The organism is Leisingera sp. ANG1, assembly GCF_000203975.2.
Taxonomy (GTDB): domain Bacteria; phylum Pseudomonadota; class Alphaproteobacteria; order Rhodobacterales; family Rhodobacteraceae; genus Leisingera.
Genome location: NZ_AFCF02000007.1, coordinates 182,706 through 202,379, shown reverse-complemented (window position 1 = coordinate 202,379; position 19,674 = coordinate 182,706). Strand labels below are relative to the sequence as shown.

Below are 19,674 nucleotides of genomic sequence, written 5' to 3'. Positions count from 1 at the left end.
TTTCTGCGTTACCCGTTCAGCGCAGCCAGACGTGCAGTTACTGACAGCCCGTGCGCTTCCAGGCTTTCGCTTTTCGCCAGCACCTCGGCTGCAGGGCCGATGGCGCGCAGCGAATCCGGGGTCATCTGGCTCAGCGTCGTGCGCTTGAGGAAATCCATCACTGACAGGCCGGAAGAGAACCGGGCAGAGCGTGCTGTCGGCAGCACGTGGTTCGGTCCGCCAACATAATCGCCAATTGCTTCGGGGGTGTACTGGCCGAGAAAGATGGCGCCGGCGTGCACTGTTTTTTCGCTCAAGGCTACCGGATCGGCGACACACAGTTCCAGGTGCTCCGGCGCAATGCGGTTCGACAGCGCTGCCGCCTCATCCAGGTCCCGCACCGTGATCACCGCGCCGAAATCGCGCCAGGAGGCGCCGGCAATGGCGCGGCGCTCCAGCGTTTCCAGGCGCTTGTCCACGGCCTCAGCTACCGCACGGCCAAAGCCTTCGTCATCGGTGATCAGGATCGACTGGGCGCTTTCGTCGTGTTCGGCCTGGCTCATCAGGTCCAGGGCGATCCAGTCCGGGTTGTTGTCCTTGTCCGCAATCACCAGGATCTCCGATGGGCCTGCAATCATGTCGATGCCGACCTTGCCGAACACCCGCCGCTTGGCCGCAGCGACAAAGGCGTTGCCGGGGCCGGTGATCTTGTCCACCGGCGCGATGCTCCCGGTGCCATAGGCCAGCGCCGCCACCGCCTGCGCGCCGCCGACGCGGTAGATCTCATCCACACCCGCCAGCCGTGCCGCCAGCAGCACCAGCGGGTTCACCTGCCCGTCCGGGGTCGGCACCGTTATGGCCAGCCGGTCCACACCGGCAACCTTGGCCGGGATCGCGTTCATCAGAACCGAGGACGGGTAGGAGGCCAGCCCGCCCGGCACATAAAGCCCGGCGGCGGAGACCGCCGACCAGCGCCAGCCCAGCGTTGCGCCGCTCTCGTCTGTCCACTGCGCATCCTCGGGCATCTGGCGCGCGTGATAGGCACGGATGCGTTCCGCCGCCAGCTCCAGGGCCTTACTTTCCTCTTCCGGAACATCGGCGATGGCTGCATCCACCTCCGCCTCGGTGAACCGCAGCTGCGATGCGTCCAATTCCAGCCGGTCAAATTTCGCCGTCAGTTCCACCAGCGCGGCATCGCCGCGGGTGCGGACATCGGCAATGATCCCGGCCACGATGGCATCCACATCCGGGCTGTCCTCGCGTTTGGCACCCAAAAGCGCGGTGAAGGACTGTTCAAAACCGGCATCGGCGGTGTTCAGAAACTGCGGCATCGGGATCTCCTTTGGCCCCCGCATAGCGGCATGGGGGCAGAGCCTCAAGATTTATGCGTGAAGCCGGTGCAATTGGACGCAAGGCAAAAGGACTGGGTATGCCCAACCAAAGGCGCTGAGACCTTAGTCCAGGGCTTTGCGCATCGGAATGCAGGGGGTACCGCAGCATCCGCCGGTCTCCTCCGAGGTCTCCCAGCCGTGTTTGCGGTAGAAGTCCAGCGCTGTCCGGGTGGCATCAAGGCGGCCCTCGGTATGGCCATCCCGCAGCAGTTCTGTTTCCAAATGAGCCAGCATCGCGGCGCCAGTGCCCCTGCCGGCCGCGGCTGGGGCAACATACAGCAGGGAGATGGCACCGCCCGGAGAGAGCCCGCCTACGGCGGCGGCCTCTCCGCCATGTTCGGCCAGCCAGTAACGCCCCGGTCCGCCAACCCAGCCGCGGATCTCCTCCGGCGTCTTGTTTGCAGTCCACTCCGCGATCCGGGTGGCATCACCGCAGTGGTCGGCCTGGCACATATCGCGGATCGAGGCGATAAGAACCCGGCTCATGGCAAAGACGTCAAAAACCGTCGCGCGGCGGATCTCCAGCGGTGCCGCCGGGGCGGCGAAGGCCTGGGAAATGCCGCGCTTGTTCTGCACGGTTCAGGCGCCGTGGTCCGGCGCCTGGCCGGAAGGGGCCTGGTAGGGCCGTGTGACATCGCGCAGGGAGACCTCCAGCGCCTCCACCGACAGGCGCACCGCACCATCGCCTGCAAGGGTCAGCAGCACATGGCCCGCGCCGTCTTCGCCCGGCTCAAAGGTGACAGAGAGCAGCGACAGGATCAGGTCCTTGTCCTTGCGGTCGACCCCTTGTGAGGACACCCCCAGCACATTGTCCACGACCAGCAGCGACTGCACCCGTTCATAAGTCCGGCCCCGGCGCTCTGCCGCGTCGCGGTCTTCCCAGCGAAACCGGTTGACCAGGAGGGCAAAGCGGCGCTCTGCCGCGCGCCAGCTCATTTCAGTCACCGGAAACACCGCGTCCTGCAGCAGCGAGGACAGGACTTTAAGGTCCTCCTCCTCCAGCGCGCCCAGATTCAGCGGCGCCTCGCGGCCATCCTCGAAGCTGGCATCTGTCATGACTGCTCCTTGATCCGCTCGATTTTTGCACCGACACCGGACAGCTTGCGCACCACATGCTCATAGCCGCGGTCCAGGTGGTAGACCCGGCTGACCTTGGTTTCGCCTTCTGCCGCCATGCCGGCCAGGATCAGCGAAACAGAGGCGCGCAGATCGGTGGCCATCACCGGTGCGCCCTTCAGTTTCTCGACACCGGTCACCGTGGCATGGCCGCCGTGGACTTCGATCTGGGCGCCCATGCGCACCAGTTCTGGCGCGTGCATGAATCGGTTTTCAAAAATCTTCTCCTCCAGAACCGCGGTGCCTTCGGCGGTGCACATCAGCGCCATCATCTGCGCCTGCAGGTCGGTGGGGAAGCCAGGGAAGGGTTCGGTCACCACATCCACAGCGCGCACCCGGTCGTTCTTGCGGCTGACGGTTAGGCTGTTCTTGCCTTCGGTGATCTCGATGCCGGCTGCTTCCAGCTTGGTGCAGAAGCTGTCCAGCAGGCTGCGGCGGCCGCCCAGCAGCTCCACCTCGCCGCCGCAGATCGCGGGGGCCAGCATATAGGTACCCAGTTCGATCCGGTCGGTCACCACCTGGTGGGTGGCGCCATGCAGCCGGTCGACGCCCTGGATGGTGATGTCGGGGGAGCCGTCGCCCTCAATCTGCGCACCCATCTTGCGCAGGCAATCGGCCAGATCGACGATTTCCGGCTCGCGCGCGGCGTTTTTGATGACGGTGGTGCCCTTGGCAAGTGTCGCCGCCATCATGATGTTCTCGGTCGCTCCGACGGAGGCAAAGCTCAGCTCCACCACCGCGCCTTTCAAGCCCTTGGGTGCCTTGGCGTGCAGATAGCCGTCCTTCAGCTCAATTTCGGCACCCAGCGCTTCCAGCCCGTGAATGTGCAGATCCATCGGGCGTGCACCGATGGCGCAGCCGCCGGGCAGTGACACAACAGCCTGGCCCAGCCGTGCCAGCATCGGACCCAGCACCAGGTTAGACGCGCGCATCTTGCGGACGATGTCATAGTCGGCGACATGGCTGGTCAGGTCGTGGCTCGACATGGCCAGCACCTGGCCATCCTGCAGGCTCGACACTTCGGCGCCCAGCGATTGCAGCAGCAGCGTCATGGTTTTGATGTCGCTGAGCCGTGGCGCGTTGGTCAGCGTCAGCGGCTCCTCGCTCAGCAGCGTGGCCGGCATCAGGGTGAGGCAGGCGTTCTTGGCGCCGGCAATCGGGATCTGCCCGTTCAGCGGGCCGTTGCCCGTTACCAGAATCGAATCCATCTGACGTTATTCTCCGCTCTTGCCCGTGTCCTGGTCCTGCTTGTCTGCCCGCGCCTTGGCCTGTGCCTTGCGCCGGGCCATGTTAGCCTTCAGCGCCGCCTTCAGCCGGTCTTCGCGCGATGCTGCGGAACCGTCGTTTTTAGGTGATTTCTTCTCTGCCATAAGACTTCTGTAACTTAGTGCGAAAAAACCGTCCAGAATGGTCTTGCACCCCCCCGCGTTTATGCCTAAAAGCCCCCTCACCGGCGCTGCTGTAGCTCAGAGGTAGAGCACTCCCTTGGTAAGGGAGAGGTCGAGAGTTCAATTCTCTCCAGCAGCACCATTAATCCCTGAAATTGCTAAGAAATTTCGCATCATAGAGTGCAATGCACGGTCCTGTGTTCATGGGCTGATTTCTGCCATTTCGAGGGCGCGGAGGGTTCTTCAGGCGGCATTTGCAAAAACAGACCCGCATACGCGCCTGACGAATCGATGGCGCGGACCCGGCGGCGCGGCACAGGTGCGCGCTGACCGTTCCTGGCGCCGCAAATCATCCGACAGCAAGGCCGTACCCATCGCGGCAGCACCGGTTTTTGTGCGGTGCCATGCCGGCATATGCTGCAATGGCCGCCGAATCGAGTACAGGCCGGTCAGCCCCGGCCTGTCCACACCGCCGCAATTCAGTTTCACCTTTTTGAATATTTATCTTTTTCAAATCAGCAGCCTGCGAAATGATTCAGATCAAGGTGGCCGCAACAGCACATTTGCATGGTGGCGCTGGCAGAGCTGAAGCCGGCCGGCTGAAAAGGTGGATCTGACATCACTGTTAGACAGCCGTCAGTCACATCCGGATCAGCCCGCCACCGCTTGCACAGCAGGCTGCGGCCATGCCGCAGTCCGATTGTGTGAAAACAACAGCCAAGGAGGACTCATATGTCCGAACAGCCAACCAAAGCCGAAGAGAGGAACACCTTTCTGTTCCTTGCCGTGGTCCTGGCGCCGGTTCTGGCAGTGGGAATCGTCGGCGGATACGGCCTGATGATCTGGATCTCCCAGATCTTCCTGGGGCCGCCCACAGGTTAAGGGCCCAGGCCAATGCCAGCACACGCCAGCACAGCCCCCTCGCGGCGCGCCTTCCTGACCGGAAGGGTAGCCCGCCCGGACCCGGAATTCCGCCCGCCCTGGACGGATGAGGCCCGGGTGCAGGCCCATTGCACAAGCTGCAATGCCTGCGTGGAAAGCTGCCCGGAGAACATTATCGAGTTCGACAGCCGCAACCGCCCGCGGATCAATTTCCGCGGCGGCGAATGCACCTTCTGCGCGGCTTGCGCCGAAGCCTGCCCCGAACCTGTGTTCGATCTGGAGCAGCCGGCGGCCTGGCCGGTCACGGTAGAGATCACCGGCAGCTGTCTGAACGCCGCCGGCATCGCCTGCCAGCTGTGCACCGATATCTGCGACCCGCGCGCCTTGCGGATGGACCTGTCGGTCCGCCCGGTCGGCGCCATTCAGGTGGACGCCGGCGCCTGCAACGGTTGCGGCGCCTGCCTGTCCACTTGCCCGAACAACGCCATCGCGATCACCGATCCCCGCCAGCAAAGGAAGTCCGCGTGACAGAAGAAATCCATATCTCCAGCCTGCTGGTGCGCAGCGACCCGGCGCGGATGGAGGCCGTTCTGGCCGACATCAAATCCATGCCCCGCGCCGAAATTTCGCAAACCGATCCCTCGGGCAAGATTGTGGTCCTGTTCGAGGCCGACAGCGACCGGGCCATCGGCGATGCACTCGCCAAAATTCAGCTTCTCGACGGCGTCGCCAGCGCGGCGCTTGTCTTCCATCAAACCTGCGATGCGCAGGACCTCGCCATTGAAGAAGGAGTCCCCCAATGACCGGACTTACCCGCCGTGACGCCATCAAGGCGCAGGCCGCCGCCGCAGCGGCGCTTGCTGCCGGCCTGCCGGTTCCCGCGGCAGCGCAGAACCTTGTTACCGACGCAAACGTGACTGAGCTGAAATGGTCGAAGGCGGCCTGCCGCTTCTGCGGCACCGGCTGCTCGATCATGGTGGCCACCAAGGCCGGCCGCGTGGTCGCCACCCACGGCGACACCCAGGCAGAGGTCAACCGCGGCCTGAACTGCGTCAAGGGCTACTTCCTCTCGAAGATCATGTATGGCGCCGACCGCCTGACCACGCCGCTTTTGCGCAAAACCAACGGCGAATATGACAAGAACGGCGAATTCACCCCGGTTTCCTGGGATGAAGCCTTCGACATCATGGCTGAGAAGTGGAAGAAGACCCTGGCCGAGAAAGGCCCGGAGGGCATCGGCATGTTCGGCTCCGGCCAGTGGACCGTCTGGGAGGGCTATGCCGCCTCCAAGCTGATGAAGGCGGGCTTCCGCTCCAACAACATCGACCCGAACGCGCGCCACTGCATGGCCTCGGCCGTGGGCGGCTTCATGCGCACCTTCGGCATTGACGAGCCGATGGGCTGCTATGACGATTTCGAGAACGCCGATGCCTTCGTGCTGTGGGGCTCGAACATGGCGGAGATGCACCCAATCCTGTGGACCCGCATCACCGACCGCCGCTTCAGCCATCCGCACGTCAAGGTGGCGGTGCTGTCGACCTTCACCCACCGCAGCTTCGACCTGGCGGATATCCCGGCGGTGTTCACCCCGCACACCGACCTGGTGATGCTGAACTACATCGCCAACTACATCATCCAGAACGGCGCGGTGAACGAGGACTTCGTCGCCAAGCACGTCAACTTCAAGCGCGGCAACCAGGACATCGGCTATGGCCTGCGCCCGGAGCACCCGCTGCAGCAGATGGCTGAGAACGCGGACAAGGCCGGCGGCGCCTCGGATATGACGTTTGAGGAATTTGCCGAGTTCGTCTCCGAGTACACGCTTGAAAAAGCGTCGGAAATGTCTGGTGTTCCGGCAGAAACCCTGGAGAAGATCGCCAAGCTCTATGCCGATCCGGATACCAAGGTGATGTCGCTCTGGACCATGGGCGTGAACCAGCACACCCGCGGTGTCTGGGTCAACAACATGATCTACAACATCCACCTGCTGACTGGTAAGATCTCCACTCCCGGCAACTCGCCGTTCTCGCTGACCGGCCAGCCGTCGGCTTGCGGCACCGCGCGCGAGGTCGGCACCTTTGCCCACCGCCTGCCCGCGGACATGGTGGTCAAGAACCCGGAACACCGCGCCTATGCCGAAAAGATCTGGAAACTGCCCGAAGGCACCGTTCCGGGCTGGGTTGGCTCCCACGCGGTGAAACAGAACCGCGACCTGAAGGACGGCAAGATCAACTGCTACTGGGTTCAGGTGAACAACAACATGCAGGCCGCTCCCAACATGATGGAGGAAGGGCTGCCGGGCTACCGCAACCCCGACAACTTCATCGTGGTCTCGGATGCCTATCCGACGGTGACGGCTGAAGCTGCAGACCTGATCCTGCCCGCCGCCATGTGGGTGGAGAAGGAAGGCGCCTACGGCAACGCCGAGCGCCGCACCCAGTTCTGGTACCAGCTGGTCAACGCGCCGGGTGAATCCAAGTCCGACCTGTGGCAACTGGCGGAATTCTCCAAACGCTTCACCACCGATGAGGTCTGGCCGGCGGAAATTCTCGACGCCAACCCCGAATACAAGGGCAAGACCCTGTTCGAGGTGCTGTTTGCCAATGGCAAGGTCGACCAGTTCGAGCTGTCCGAGAAGGCCAAGGAATACGGCAACCACGAATCTGAGGACTTCGGCTTCTACATCCAGAAGGGTCTGTTCGAGGAATACGCAGAGTTCGGCCGCGGCAAGGCGCATGACCTGGCCCCGTTCGACACCTACCACGAGGTGCGCGGCCTGCGCTGGCCCGTGGTGGACGGCAAGGAAACCCGCTGGCGCTTCAAGGAAGGCTCCGACCCCTACGCAAAACCCGGATCGGACTATGATTTCTACGGCAAGCCCGACGGCAAGGCGGTGATTTTTGCGCTGCCCTACGAGCCGCCGGCGGAAAGCCCGGATGACGAATACCCGATGTGGCTGGCCACTGGCCGGGTGCTGGAGCATTGGCACTCTGGCTCCATGACCCAGCGGGTGCCGGAGCTGTACCAGGCCGTCCCGGATGCGCTGTGCTACATGCACCCGGACGATGCCAAGGCGCAGGGCTTCCGGCGCGGCACCGAGGTGCGGATCATCTCGCGCCGCGGTGAAATCCGCACAAGGGTTGAGACCCGCGGCCGCAACAAGCCGCCCAAGGGTCTGGTCTTTGTGCCGTGGTTCGATGCCCGCCGGCTGATCAACAAGGTCACGCTGGACGCCACCGATCCGATCTCGAAACAGACGGATTTCAAGAAATGCGCAATCCGTATCGAAGCAGTGTGAGGCCCGTCATGAAACATCTCCGTCTCGCCATCCTGGCTGTTCCGGTTTTTCTGGCCACCGCAGCCTTCGCTCAGAACCAGGTCGCCACGCTGCGCAACACCGCGCCGCTGGACCAAGAGGGCGAAGCTACCCAGATCCCCGGCATCGTCAACACCGACATCCGCCAGGTGCGCAACTACCCGGATCAGCCGCCGCTGATCCCGCACAAGACCGACAACTACCAGGTCGATCTGAACTCCAACAAATGCCTGACCTGCCACAGCCGCACCGCCGTGGAGGTCAGCCAGGCGCCGATGATCTCGGTCACCCACTTCATGAACCGCGAGGGCCAGACCCTCGGCGCGGTCAGCCCGCGCCGCTATTTCTGCAACCAGTGCCACGTGGTGCAGACCAACGCCCGGCCGCTGGTCGAGAATGAGTTCGTCGATGTCGACAAGGTGATCGACTACGTGAAGGCACAGCAGGGCGGGGCGGACTGATGATTGCTTTCCTGAAACGGCTCTGGTGGATCATCAGGCGGCCCAGTGCCTATTTTTCGCTCGGCTTCCTGACCATGGGCGGCTTTGTAATGGGGATCATCTTCTGGGGCGGGTTCAACACCGCGCTTGAAGTCACCAACACAGAGGCCTTCTGCACCAGCTGCCACGAAATGCGCGACAACGTGTTCGAGGAGCTGAAGCCGACGATCCACTATTCCAACCGCTCCGGCGTGCGCGCGTCCTGCCCGGACTGCCACGTGCCGCACAACTGGACCAACAAGATCGCCCGCAAGATGCAGGCCTCCAAGGAGGTCTGGGGCAAGATCTTCGGCACCATCAACACGCGGGAGAAATTCCTGGAGCACCGTCTGGAACTGGCGCAGCACGAATGGGCACGGCTTGAAGCGAACGACAGCTTGGAATGCCGCAACTGCCACTCCGACGAGTCGATGGACATCACCCGCCAGTCCAAGCGGGCAGCGGACGCGCATGAGCGTTTCCTGTTCACCGGCGAGAAGACCTGCATCAACTGCCACAAGGGTATCGCCCACCAGTTGCCCGACATGGCCGCAGCCGAAGGCGAGGACCACGCAGGCCTGCTGGCCCCGGCGCACGGCGAGGGCCTGCTGGCCAGCACCCGCAGCTACCTGGGCCTGAGCAGCGACTGACGCTGCCAGCGCCGTAAAACACTAAAAAGGCCGCTGTCCCGATGGGTAGCGGCCTTTTTTAGTGTCTGTTTTCAGGCGCAGGCTTACAGCGGAATGCTGCCCAGGTGCTCCTCGCCGCGCGCGCGGGCCAGCTGCATCTGCTTCTGCCGCTCGCGGAACCGGACCTTATCCTCTTCCGAGGTCTGATCAATGCACAGGTGGCAGCTGACACCCTGTTCGAACTCGGGCCGCGCCTTGTCCTCGGGCAGGATCGGGCGGCGGCAGCCGTGGCACAGCTCATGGGGGCCTTCGACCAGCCCGTGGCCGACCGACACCCGGTTGTCGAAGACAAAGCATTCACCTTCCCAGGTGCTGTTGTCCGCGGGCATTTCCTCCAAGTAGCGCAGGATGCCGCCCTTCAGGTGATAGACATCCTCCACCCCCTGGCCCAGCAGGTAGTTGGTCGACTTCTCGCAGCGGATGCCGCCGGTGCAGAACATCGCAACCCGCTTGTTGTGGAAGCGGTCCTTGTTCTCCTCCCACCAGGCTGGGAAATCGCGGAAGCTCTCGGTCTTGGGGTCGATCGCCCCCTCGAAGGTGCCAATGGCCACTTCGTAATCGTTGCGGGTGTCGATCAGCACCACATCGTCCTGCCGGATCAGGTCGTTCCACTCTTCCGGCTCAACGTAATGCCCGACAGAGGCCAGCGGATCGACGTCCGGCTGGCCCATGGTCACGATCTCTTTCTTCAGCCGCACCTTCATCTTGCCAAACGGCGGCTCGGCAGCGGTGGCCTCTTTCCATTCCAGCCCCGCACAGCCCGGCAGAGACTTGATATGCGCCAGCACCGCGTCGATGCCCGCGCGCGGGCCTGCAATGGTGCCATTGATCCCCTCCTGCGCCAGCAGCAAGGAGCCTTTGACGTCCTGCGCCTGGCACAGGTCCAGCAGCGCCGGCCGGATCGCGGCAGGATCGGGGAAACGGGTGAAGTGATAGAGGGCAGCAATCGTGTACATGCCCCGCCCTTAGAACCAAGCGCGCGGGTTTTCAAGCCAAAGAACCCGCCCCGCTACACCAATAAAACAAGGGCTTTGGATGCATGTTTTTGTCTTGCGTCCGCGCCATCGTGCAGCAACAGTTCCCATGACCCGCACACACCGCTAGATATTGTGTGCCCAGCATAGGAGATGCCGATGACCCAGGCCCTGATCGTTGTCGATGTGCAAAACGATTTCTGCCCCGGCGGCGCGCTGGCGGTGCCCGGCGGCGATGAGGTCGCGGCCCCGATCAATGCGATGATGGACCGCTTCGATGCGGTCATACTCACGCAGGACTGGCACCCGGCGGGGCATTCCTCTTTTGCCTCCTCGCACCCGGGAAAAGCGCCGTTTGACACCACAGAGATGCCCTATGGACCCCAGGTTCTGTGGCCGGATCACTGCGTGCAAGGCACTGAGGGGGCGGCCTTTCATAAGGATCTGCGCACCGATGGCGATCTGATCATCCGCAAGGGTTTCAGGCCGGCGATCGACAGCTATTCCGGTTTCTTCGAGAACGACCAGACCACGCCCACCGGGCTGGAGGGATACCTGCGCAGCCGCGGTATCACGGATCTGACACTGGCCGGGCTTGCCACCGATTTCTGCGTTGCCTTCACCGCACTGGATGCGGCACGGCTGGGGTTCGGCGTGACCGTGCAACTGTCTGCCTGCCGCGCCATTGATCTGGATGGCTCTCTCAAGGCGGCTTTGGCGCAAATGGAGCAGGCAGGGGTGAAATTGCAATCCTGAGTTGAAGTTTCCAAATATTAACCAGTTACACATAACACTGGCAGGGAGTCCGGACAGCAAGGCTGACTGATGAACATAGGGAAGGGGCCGGCTGACGGCCCATTGGCCAGCTATGAAAGGAAGTACAGCTCGTTTGAGCTGATGATGCGCTATGCCAAGGGGCGCTATAAAACTTTCTGGCCGCGCCAGGTCTTTGTTTTCGGAATTTGCGTGCTGCTCGGCCTGGCGACCGACATGAGGATTGCCGCCCTGGCGTTCACAGCAGCCCTGATTGGTGACATCGCAGATAGTTTCTGCCTGTGGCGCCTTGCAGCCCTGGCGGCCAGAGACATTCCTGAAGCCAGGCTGCGGCTGCTGACGACCCTGTCCGCCGCGGTTTATGGCACCGGGATGAGCATCTGCGCCACGCTGCCATACTGGCCCTGGGTAGAGGCCGGCGTTGATACCGATCACCATCTCGACATTCTGTTCACCATTGCCTTCCTTGCCGGCATTGCGATGAACGCCGCAATCACCCTGCCGTACCACCGCCCGGCCTCAGTCGTCTGGATGGTTTTCTTTTGTGCGGTGCCTGCTGCGATGCTCGGTGTCGATTTGGTGGAGGGCGGCGGCTTTACCACCGAATGGCAGTTGCATGCTGTCGGCATCATCACGTTGACCGGTTTCATGTTCTGGCTGGCCGCATACGGGCGCCGCACCTTTGAAAACACCCGCCAGTACAACCTTGCCACCGCCACCCAGCAGCAGGAGCTGGAGGCGGCAAATGCCCGCTTGCAGGATCAGCGGATGGAGGCCCGGCGCCTGGCGCTGGTCGCCGAAAACGCCAATGACAGCGTGATGCTGATGGACCGGGAGGGGCGGATCACCTGGGTCAATGACAGCTTCACCCGCATCACGGGCTATTCCTTTGACGAGGCGCTGGGCCAAATGCCCGGCGATCTTCTGAACAGCGGTGAAACCGATCCCGGGACAATCAAGATGCTGCAGGACAGTATCCGCTACGCCCAGCCGGTCCGGGTTGAAATCCGCAACCGCCGCAAGGACGGGCGCAAGGTCTGGATTGAAACCAGCCAGGTGCCGATGCTGAACAGCGACGGCAAACTGGAAACCCTGATCGCCGTCGAACGCGACATTACCGCCGCCAAGGAACACGCCCGGCAGCTGGAAAAGGCCCGCATCGCGGCAGAGGAGGGCGCCCGCGCCAAATCGGACTTCCTGGCCACCATGAGCCACGAAATCCGCACCCCGATGAACGGGGTGATCGGCATGGCGCAGCTTCTGCGCGACAGCGGCCTCAGCAAGGAACAGGCGCTTTATGCCGATACCATTCTCAGTTCCGCCGACATGCTGCTGGCTCTGATCAACGATGTGCTCGACTTCTCCAAGATGGACGCGGAGGAACTCACCCTCAGCCCGGTGAACTTCGACCCCCGCAGCTGTTTTGAAACCTCCATCCGCCTGCTGCAGGCCCAGGCGGACGCCAAGGGGCTGGACCTGGAGCTGGAGATTCAGGAGGGCCTGCCTGCACAGTTGCACGGCGATGACCGGCGGATCCGGCAGATCCTGATGAATCTCGCGGGCAATGCCATCAAGTTCACCAAACAGGGCCGGGTTTCGGTTGCGCTGGGCGGCACGCCTGCAGCCGGCGGGTATGAGCTGACCTTCACGGTGACAGACACCGGTATCGGCATCGCCGAGGACAAGCTGGGTGAAGTTTTCGAACGGTTCTCGCAGGCAGACGCCGCCATCAGCCGCCGCTTTGGCGGCACCGGTCTGGGGCTGGCGATCTCCCGCCGCCTGGCAGAGGCGATGGGCGGTGGTATTGCGGTGTCCTCAGAATTGGGCACAGGGTCCTGCTTTGCAGTGCGGCTGCACCTGCAGGTCGCGCAGGCAGAAAGCGCCGCGCAGACGGAACCTGCTGCGCCAAGCGCCCCAGCGGCGCTGGACGGGCTGCGTGTGCTGGTGGCCGAAGACAACGCCGTGAACCGGCTGCTGGTGGAAAAATTCCTGAACGCATTGCCGGTAGAACTGACCTTCGCCGAAAATGGCCGCGAGGCGGTGGCAAAGTTTGAGGAATTCGTGCCGGATGTCATCCTGATGGATATGTCGATGCCGGAAATGGACGGGCTGGAAGCCACCCGCGCTATCCGCGCTCTGGCCCGGCCGCAGCCGTTGATTGTGGCGCTGACCGCCAACGCCTTCGACTCCGACCGCAAGGCCTGCTTGGCCGCGGGTATGGACGACTTCATGAGCAAGCCAATCAGCAAGCCCAAGCTGCTGGACCTGCTGGCCCGGCTGGCACCGCAGGCGCAAAGACGCCGCGCGGGCTGACCGCCTTGCCCCGGCTGCCGGGCTGTCCTATCAATCAGTGACCCTTATGCACGAGGCCGACGGTGGATATCGCAACCCGCGTCTACAATCACAAATGGAAGATCGACCCGATCGTCCGGTCGCTGATTGATACTGATTTCTATAAACTTCTGATGTGCCAGTCGGTGTTCCGCAACAAGCCGGACACCACTGTCACCTTCTCGCTAATCAACCGCTCCGCGCAGGTGCCGCTCGCAAAACTGATCGACGAGGGCGAGCTGCGCGAACAGCTGGACCACATCCGTTCGCTGTCCCTTTCCCGCGGCGAAAGCACCTGGCTGCGGGGCAACACCTTCTATGGCAAGCGGCAGATGTTCCGCCCCGACTTCATGGAGTGGTTCGAGGGGCTGCGCCTGCCGCCCTACCACCTGGAGCGCAAGGGCGATCAGTATGAGCTGACGTTCGAGGGCAAATGGCACGAGGTGATGCTGTGGGAAATCCCGGCGCTCGCAGTGCTGATGGAGCTGCGCAGCCGCGCCGTGATCAACAGCATGGGCCGGTTTGAACTGCAGGTGCTTTACGCTCGCGCCATGACCCGGGTCTGGGAAAAGATCGAACGCCTGCGTGAGGTGGAGGGCCTGACCATCGCCGATTTCGGCACCCGCCGCCGCCACTCCTTCCTCTGGCAGGACTGGTGCGTGCAGGCGATGATCGAGGGGCTGGGAGAGAAATTCACCGGCACCTCCAACTGCCTCATCGCCATGCGCCGCGAGGTGGAGGCGATCGGCACCAACGCGCACGAGCTGCCGATGGTCTATTCCGCGCTGGCCGGCAGTGATGCGGAACTGGCGCAGGCCCCCTATGACGTGCTGTCCGACTGGCATGACGAGCACGAAGGCAACCTGCGCATCATCCTTCCCGACACTTACGGCACCCAGGGCTTCCTCGACCGCGCGCCGGACTGGCTGGCCGGCTGGACCGGTATCCGCATCGACAGCGGCGACCCGGCGAAGGGCGCCGAGGTGGCGATCAACTGGTGGAAGGCGCGCGGCGAGGACCCGGCAGAGAAACGTGTGATCTTTTCAGACGGCCTCGACGTGCAGCAGATCCAGGACCTGCACGCGCAGTTCTCGGGCCGCACCAAGGTTTCCTTCGGCTGGGGCACGCTCTTGACCAACGACTTCCGCAAGCTGGTACCGGATGACGCGCTGGCGCCGTTCTCGCTGGTCTGCAAGGCGGTTGCGGCCAACGGGCGGCCCACGGTGAAACTGTCCGACAACCCGGAAAAGGCGATGGGTCCGGCAGATGAAATCACCCGCTACAAGCGCGTTTTCGGTGTCGGAGAGCAGGAGCGGCAGGCGGTAATCGTTTGATAACACTTCGCCGGTGTTGCGGCGGGTATTCTGCGGGGCAGTACAAATAGTGGCAGAGCTTCTGTCCCAATGTTTCGCGCGCGAAACATTGGGGTAATAGTGCTGACCTAATTTTCTGGGCTAGCCGTGATGCGCCGCCACGGTCTTCAGCTGCGAAAACCCGTATAGCGCCTCGAACCCTTTTTCCCGCCCGTGGCCGGATTTTCCGACGCCGCCAAACGGCAGCTCCACCCCGCCGCCGGCGCCGTAGTTGTTGAGGAACACCTGGCCCGCGCGCAGGCCTTTCGCCAGCCGCATCTGCCGCGCCCCGTCGCGGGTCCAGACGCTGGCGACCAACCCGTAGTCGGTGGCATTGGCAATCCGCAGTGCGTCCTCCTCGGTGTCAAAGGGGATCAGCACCTGTACCGGGCCAAAAATCTCTTCGCGTGCCAGCACGTGACCCTCCGGCACATCGGCAAACAGGGTGGGGCGCACATAGGCGCCGCTTTCCGGGGCGTGCTCCACTATTGCCCCTTGCGCCGCTACCGGCAGGTCCGCGCCTTGTTTCAGATAGTCCTCGACAATCTGCTTCTGCCGGCTGGAAATCAGCGGCCCGACCCGCAGGTCCTCTGACGCCGGCCCCACGGTCAGCGCGCCATAGGCTGCAGCCATCCGTGCCTTCACGTCTTCATACACTCCGCGCTGGACCAGGATACGCGAGGAGGCGGAACAGGTCTGGCCCGCGTTCTGAATGCCGGCGTTTACCAAAAACGGCAGTGCAGCATCCAGATCGGCATCGTCAAACACCAGCTGCGGGGACTTGCCGCCCAGCTCCAGCGTGACCGGCACTACATTGGCCCCTGCCGCCTGCTGGACCAGCGCACCGGTTCTGACCGAGCCGGTGAAGGAGATATGATGCACACCGGGATGCGCCGCCAGCGCCGCGCCGGCCTCAGCCCCTAGGCCCGGCACCACGTTCAGGGCACCTGCGGGCAGCCCGGCCTCCATGGCGGTATGGGCGAACGCCAGCGCTGTCAGGCAGGCCTCCTCCGCGGGTTTCAGTACGCAGGCGTTGCCCATCGCCAGTGCGGCGCCGACAGAGCGGCCGATGATCTGCATCGGGTAGTTCCAGGGCACGATATGCCCCGTCACCCCATGCGGCTCGCGCAGGGTATAGACGGTGTAGCCATCGAGATAGGGGATGGTCTCCCCCATCACCTTGTCCGCCGCGCCGCCGTAGAACTCGCAATACCGCGCCAGCGCCACCGCATCGGCGCGCGCCTGGGTCAGCGGCTTGCCCACGTCCATCGCCTCGATCGCGGCCAGCAGGTCCACCCGTTCCAGCACGAATTGGCCGATGCGGGTCAGGATGCGGCCCCGCTCCAATGCAGTCATGCGGCCCCATTCGCCGTCCAGCGCCGCCTCTGCTTCCAGCACCGCGGCCTCGATATCCGCCGCGCCGCCGCGGGGGATCTGGCAGATTTTGCAGCCGTCCGACGGGTTCACCAGCGGCAGAGTGCCGCCGCTGGCCGCGGGCAGCCACTTGCCGCCAATCAGGCAAAGCGCGGGATCGAACCAGAGGGGATCAGACATGTTGGGTGCTCCTTTCGGGATCGGAGAGGTCGGGCAGCACCGGCGCTGCGGCGATCAGCTGGCAGGTGTAGGGGTGCTGGGGATCGCTGAACACGGCTTCGGTTTCGCCCTGCTCCACGATCTCCCCGTTCTGCATCACCAGGCAGCGGTCGGTGACCGTGCGCACCACACTCAGGTCGTGGCTGATGAACAGATAGGTGAGGGAATAGGCCGCGCACAGCTCCGCCAGCAGGTCGAGGATACGGGCGCGGACAGAGACGTCGAGGGCCGAGACCGCCTCGTCAAAGATGATCAGGTCCGGCCGTGTGATCAGCGCGCGGGCGATGGCGATGCGCTGGCGCTGGCCGCCGGAGAACTGGTGGATGTACTTGCCGGCATCTTCCGGCTTCAGCCCGACGGCACTCAGGGTCTCGGCAATCAGATCTCTGCGCGCCACCCCTGCCGGTGGAACTGGCAATGTGTGGAACGGCTCAGTAATCAGCCGATCCACGCGGTGGCGCGGGTTGAAGCTGCCGTAGGGGTCCTGAAACACCACCTGAATTTTTCGCCGGCTCGCAGGCTTCAGGTGAGTCGTCACGGGTTCCCCGTCCAGCCGGATTTCTCCGCCCTGCAGCGGTTCCAAGCCTAGAATTGCCTTTGTTAGGGTCGATTTTCCGCAGCCCGATTCACCCACCAGCCCCAGCCGCTCGCCGCGGTTCAGGGTGAAGGAGACATCGTTCACGGCGCGGAAGCTGCCAGGTTTGGCAAACAGCGAGGGGCGCGGGGTCTTGTAGTCGCGTATCGCGTTGCGGACCTCCAGCAGCGGTGCCGGGGCAGGTGGTTCCGGCAGCGCCACTTGATGGTTTGAGGCTTCAAACAGCATCCGAGTGTAGGGGTGGCGCATGTTGCGCAAAAGCCAGTCCGTTTGGCCGGTCTCCACCACCTCGCCCTGGCGCATGACGACAATCCGGTCCGCCAGATCCGTCACCACCGCTAGGTCATGAGTGATGATCAGCAATCCCATGCCATAGTCCTGCACCAGATCCTTGAGCAGAGCCAGGATCTGCGCCTGGGTGGTCACGTCCAGCGCGGTGGTCGGTTCATCCGCGATCAGCAGTTTCGGGCGCAGGGCGATGGCCATGGCGATCACCACCCGCTGGCGCTGGCCGCCTGACAATTCATGCGGATAGCGCGACAGCGGAAAGCGGTCCTGAGGCAGCCCGACCCGCTCCAGCACCTCGCGGGCGCGGGCCTCGGCCTTCTCGCGCGGCATTGCCTTGTGGATCAGGATGGTTTCCATCACCTGTTCGCCGATGGTCTTCACGGGATTGAGCGCCGTCATAGGCTCCTGGAACACCATGCCGACGGACTGGCCGCGGATGGCGCACATCTGCGCCTCGGACTGCTCCAGCAGCTGGGTGCCGTCCAGGATGATATAGCCGCGGGCCTCCGCCAGATCCGGCAGCAGCTGCATGATGGCGAGTGCGGTCATCGACTTGCCAGAGCCGCTCTCGCCGGTGACGGCAACAATCTCGCCCGGATCAACGTGAAAGGAGACGTCCTTCAGCACTTGGAAGGCGCCGATGCTGACCGACAGATTGGTGACATCCAACAGGGTCATGCGCGCGCCACCCTCAATTTCGGATCCAGATAGTCGCGCAGGCCGTCGCCCAGCAGGTTCAGCCCCAGCACGGTCAGGATGATGGCCATGCCGGGCACCAGGGCCAGATGCGGGGCAAAGCTGACCATGGTCTGCGCATCGGCCAGCATCCGCCCCCAGCTGGGCGTGGGCGGCTGCGCGCCAAGGCCGACATAGCTGAGGCCCGCCTCCGCCAGAATGCCGAGCGAAAACTGGATGGTGCCCTGCACGATCAGCAGGTTCATGACGTTTGGCAGGATATGCTCAGCTGATATGCGCGCCGAGCCCTTGCCTGCGACCCGCGCGGCCAGGATGAACTCGCGCTCCCACAGGGACAGCGCCGCGCCGCGGGTGATGCGGGCAAAGACGGGGATGTTGAAGATGCCAATGGCGATGATGGCGTTGACTGCGCCCGCGCCCAGAACGGCGGTGATCAGGATGGCGATCACCAGCGACGGGAAGGCGAAGACCAGATCATTGCCGCGCATGATCAATTCATCCAGCCACGATCCCTTGCGCGCGGCTGCTGCCAGCCCCAGCGGCACGCCCGCGCCCATGCCAATGCCAACCGCCACCAAGGCGACGGCGATGGAGGTGCGGGCGCCCACCATGATCATCGACATCAGGTCGCGGCCGAAATGATCAGTGCCCAGCCAGTGCTGCGCATTCGGTGTCTGCAGCTTGCCCGGGATGTTCATCGCCGCGTGGTCAAACGGCGTCCAGATGAAAGACAGTGCCGCTAGCAGCAGCACCAGCGATGACATCACGGCGCCAAGGATCAGGTTGCGGGTCATGTCCGGCTCCTGAGGCGGGGGTCAACCAGCGCATAGGCGAGATCGACCAGGAAATTCACCGTGATGACAGCAAAGACCAAGAGCATCACCACTGACTCCACCACGATCAGGTCACGTGACGAAATCGCCTGGAACACCAGCCGCCCGAGGCCGGGCAGGTAGAATACCTGCTCGATGATGATGGCGCCCGCCAGCAGGAACGAAAACTGCAGCCCGATGATGGTCAGCACCGGGATCAGGGCGTTGCGTACCCCGTGCCGCCACAGCGCCTGACGGCGGCTGAGGCCCTTGGCGCGGGCGGTGCGCATGAAATCCTCGCCCAGGATGTCCAGGAGGGCAGAGCGCATCACCCGGGTCAGGATCGCCGCCTGCGGCAGGGCCAGCGCGATGGCGGGCAGGGTGAGCGCATGGAGGCCCGCTCTAAGCCCCGCTTCCCAGCCCGGAAACCCGCCGGCGCCGAACCAGCGCAGGTTGATGGCAAAGATCAGGACCAGCATCATCGCAAACCAGAAGTTTGGCACCGCGACGCCCAGCTGGGTTGCTCCCATCACCGCCATATCGCCCGGCTTGCCGCGGCGGGCGGCGGCATAGATGCCGGCAGGGAAGGCGATCAGCGTCGACAGCGTCAGCGCATAAAGCGCCAGCGGCAGCGACACCCACATCCGGTCGGCAATCATCCCTGCAACGGGCGTGCGGTAGGTGTAGGAGGTGCCGAAATCACCGGCCAGCATTCCGGTGATCCAGTTCAGGTAGCGGGCGGCCTTGCCTTGATCCAGCCCCAAATCCGTGCGCAGCGCGGCGATGGTATCCGGCTGCGCATTGACCCCCAGCATGAAGGAGGCGGGATCACCCGGTGCCACCTCCACCACGAGGAAAATCACCAGCGAGGCAACGGCCAGGCTGACGATCAGCGACACCAGGCGTTTCAAGGCATAACGCAGCATGGCTGCCACGTTAGGAGGGCCGGGTGTCGCGGTCCAGAGGGGAGAGAGGGGCGGGCAGCGTTGCACGCAAATAAGCGCCCGTTCTCAGCTGGT

General features: G+C 63.6%; 19 protein-coding genes and 1 tRNA gene. 10 read left to right on the top strand and 10 right to left on the bottom strand.

The features are described from left to right. Positions 1-8 precede the first annotated feature (8 nt). The 5 genes from hisD to GC1_RS22720 form a co-directional block, all read right to left on the bottom strand. Positions 9-1,310, bottom strand: coding sequence for a histidinol dehydrogenase (gene hisD, locus GC1_RS12705; protein WP_019295064.1), 1,302 nt, complete (start codon positions 1,308-1,310; stop codon positions 9-11). 123 nt (positions 1,311-1,433) lie between these two features. Next, positions 1,434-1,946: a GNAT family N-acetyltransferase gene (locus GC1_RS12700; protein WP_019295063.1), complete on the bottom strand. Its 513-nt coding sequence runs from the start codon at positions 1,944-1,946 to the stop codon at positions 1,434-1,436. Between the two features lie 3 nt (positions 1,947-1,949). After that, the gene (locus tag GC1_RS12695) at positions 1,950-2,426 is read right to left on the bottom strand and encodes a DUF2948 family protein (RefSeq protein WP_019295062.1); all 477 of its coding nucleotides are present in this window, start codon (positions 2,424-2,426) and stop codon (positions 1,950-1,952) included. Continuing rightward, a complete protein-coding gene (murA, locus tag GC1_RS12690) occupies positions 2,423-3,694 on the bottom strand; it encodes a UDP-N-acetylglucosamine 1-carboxyvinyltransferase (protein WP_019295061.1) in 1,272 nt (423 codons plus the stop codon). The genes GC1_RS12695 and murA overlap by 4 nt, the downstream gene beginning before the upstream one ends. Positions 3,695-3,700: 6 nt before the next feature. Continuing rightward, complete coding sequence (locus tag GC1_RS22720; RefSeq protein WP_019295060.1) at positions 3,701-3,856, bottom strand: hypothetical protein; 156 nt, start codon at positions 3,854-3,856, stop codon at positions 3,701-3,703. 85 nt (positions 3,857-3,941) lie between these two features. Between GC1_RS22720 and GC1_RS12685 the strand changes: the two genes are divergently transcribed. The 7 genes from GC1_RS12685 (at position 3,942) to GC1_RS12655 (ending at position 9,201) form a co-directional block, all read left to right on the top strand. Beyond that, positions 3,942-4,016 (top strand) — tRNA-Thr (locus GC1_RS12685). A gap of 590 nt (positions 4,017-4,606) precedes the next feature. After that, the gene (gene napE / locus GC1_RS12680) at positions 4,607-4,756 is read left to right on the top strand and encodes a periplasmic nitrate reductase, NapE protein (RefSeq protein WP_019295059.1); all 150 of its coding nucleotides are present in this window, start codon (positions 4,607-4,609) and stop codon (positions 4,754-4,756) included. Between the two features lie 12 nt (positions 4,757-4,768). Next, complete coding sequence (gene napF / locus GC1_RS12675; protein ID WP_019295058.1) at positions 4,769-5,284, top strand: ferredoxin-type protein NapF; 516 nt, start codon at positions 4,769-4,771, stop codon at positions 5,282-5,284. Further along, on the top strand, positions 5,281-5,559 hold the full coding sequence (locus tag GC1_RS12670) for a chaperone NapD (RefSeq protein ID WP_019295057.1): 279 nt from the start codon (positions 5,281-5,283) through the stop codon (positions 5,557-5,559). Before napF ends, GC1_RS12670 begins: the two co-directional genes overlap by 4 nt. Beyond that, positions 5,556-8,054, top strand: a complete 2,499-nt coding sequence (gene napA / locus GC1_RS12665; protein WP_019295056.1) for a nitrate reductase catalytic subunit NapA — start codon at positions 5,556-5,558, stop codon at positions 8,052-8,054. Before GC1_RS12670 ends, napA begins: the two co-directional genes overlap by 4 nt. Positions 8,055-8,062: 8 nt before the next feature. Continuing rightward, a complete protein-coding gene (locus GC1_RS12660) occupies positions 8,063-8,533 on the top strand; it encodes a nitrate reductase cytochrome c-type subunit (RefSeq protein ID WP_019295055.1) in 471 nt (156 codons plus the stop codon). Beyond that, positions 8,533-9,201 carry a cytochrome c3 family protein gene (locus GC1_RS12655; RefSeq protein WP_019295054.1) on the top strand — a complete coding sequence of 223 codons (669 nt, stop codon included), beginning with the start codon at positions 8,533-8,535 and terminating at the stop codon, positions 9,199-9,201. The genes GC1_RS12660 and GC1_RS12655 overlap by 1 nt, the downstream gene beginning before the upstream one ends. 83 nt (positions 9,202-9,284) lie before the next feature. On the opposite strand, the gene trhO is transcribed toward GC1_RS12655, so the two are convergent. Continuing rightward, entirely contained in the window at positions 9,285-10,196 is a 912-nt protein-coding gene (gene trhO / locus GC1_RS12650) for an oxygen-dependent tRNA uridine(34) hydroxylase TrhO (protein ID WP_019295053.1), read from the bottom strand. A gap of 177 nt (positions 10,197-10,373) precedes the next feature. Here trhO and pncA point away from each other — a divergent pair, with 177 nt between their 5' ends. The 3 genes from pncA to pncB all read left to right on the top strand — a co-directional run bounded on the left by pncA (position 10,374) and on the right by pncB (position 14,653). Continuing rightward, positions 10,374-10,970 carry a bifunctional nicotinamidase/pyrazinamidase gene (gene pncA / locus GC1_RS12645; protein WP_019295052.1) on the top strand — a complete coding sequence of 199 codons (597 nt, stop codon included), beginning with the start codon at positions 10,374-10,376 and terminating at the stop codon, positions 10,968-10,970. A 69-nt stretch (positions 10,971-11,039) separates the two neighbouring features. Further along, positions 11,040-13,301, top strand: coding sequence for an ATP-binding protein (locus GC1_RS12640; protein ID WP_019295051.1), 2,262 nt, complete (start codon positions 11,040-11,042; stop codon positions 13,299-13,301). 62 nt (positions 13,302-13,363) lie between these two features. Further along, positions 13,364-14,653, top strand: coding sequence for a nicotinate phosphoribosyltransferase (pncB, locus tag GC1_RS12635; protein WP_019295050.1), 1,290 nt, complete (start codon positions 13,364-13,366; stop codon positions 14,651-14,653). 120 nt (positions 14,654-14,773) lie between these two features. Here pncB and GC1_RS12630 read toward each other — a convergent pair whose 3' ends face one another. Genes GC1_RS12630 through GC1_RS12615 form a run of 4 tightly spaced genes read right to left on the bottom strand, consistent with a single transcriptional unit; the run spans position 14,774 to position 19,581 of the window. Continuing rightward, entirely contained in the window at positions 14,774-16,225 is a 1,452-nt protein-coding gene (locus tag GC1_RS12630; protein ID WP_019295049.1) for an aldehyde dehydrogenase family protein, read from the bottom strand. Continuing rightward, a complete protein-coding gene (locus tag GC1_RS12625; protein WP_019295048.1) occupies positions 16,218-17,825 on the bottom strand; it encodes an ABC transporter ATP-binding protein in 1,608 nt (535 codons plus the stop codon). The genes GC1_RS12630 and GC1_RS12625 overlap by 8 nt, the downstream gene beginning before the upstream one ends. Then, positions 17,822-18,637 carry an ABC transporter permease gene (locus tag GC1_RS12620; protein ID WP_019295047.1) on the bottom strand — a complete coding sequence of 272 codons (816 nt, stop codon included), beginning with the start codon at positions 18,635-18,637 and terminating at the stop codon, positions 17,822-17,824. The genes GC1_RS12625 and GC1_RS12620 overlap by 4 nt, the downstream gene beginning before the upstream one ends. Then, positions 18,634-19,581 (bottom strand): ABC transporter permease, encoded by a 948-nt coding sequence (locus GC1_RS12615; protein WP_019295046.1) that lies wholly within the window; start codon positions 19,579-19,581, stop codon positions 18,634-18,636. Before GC1_RS12615 ends, GC1_RS12620 begins: the two co-directional genes overlap by 4 nt. Between the last annotated feature and the right edge of the window lie 93 nt (positions 19,582-19,674).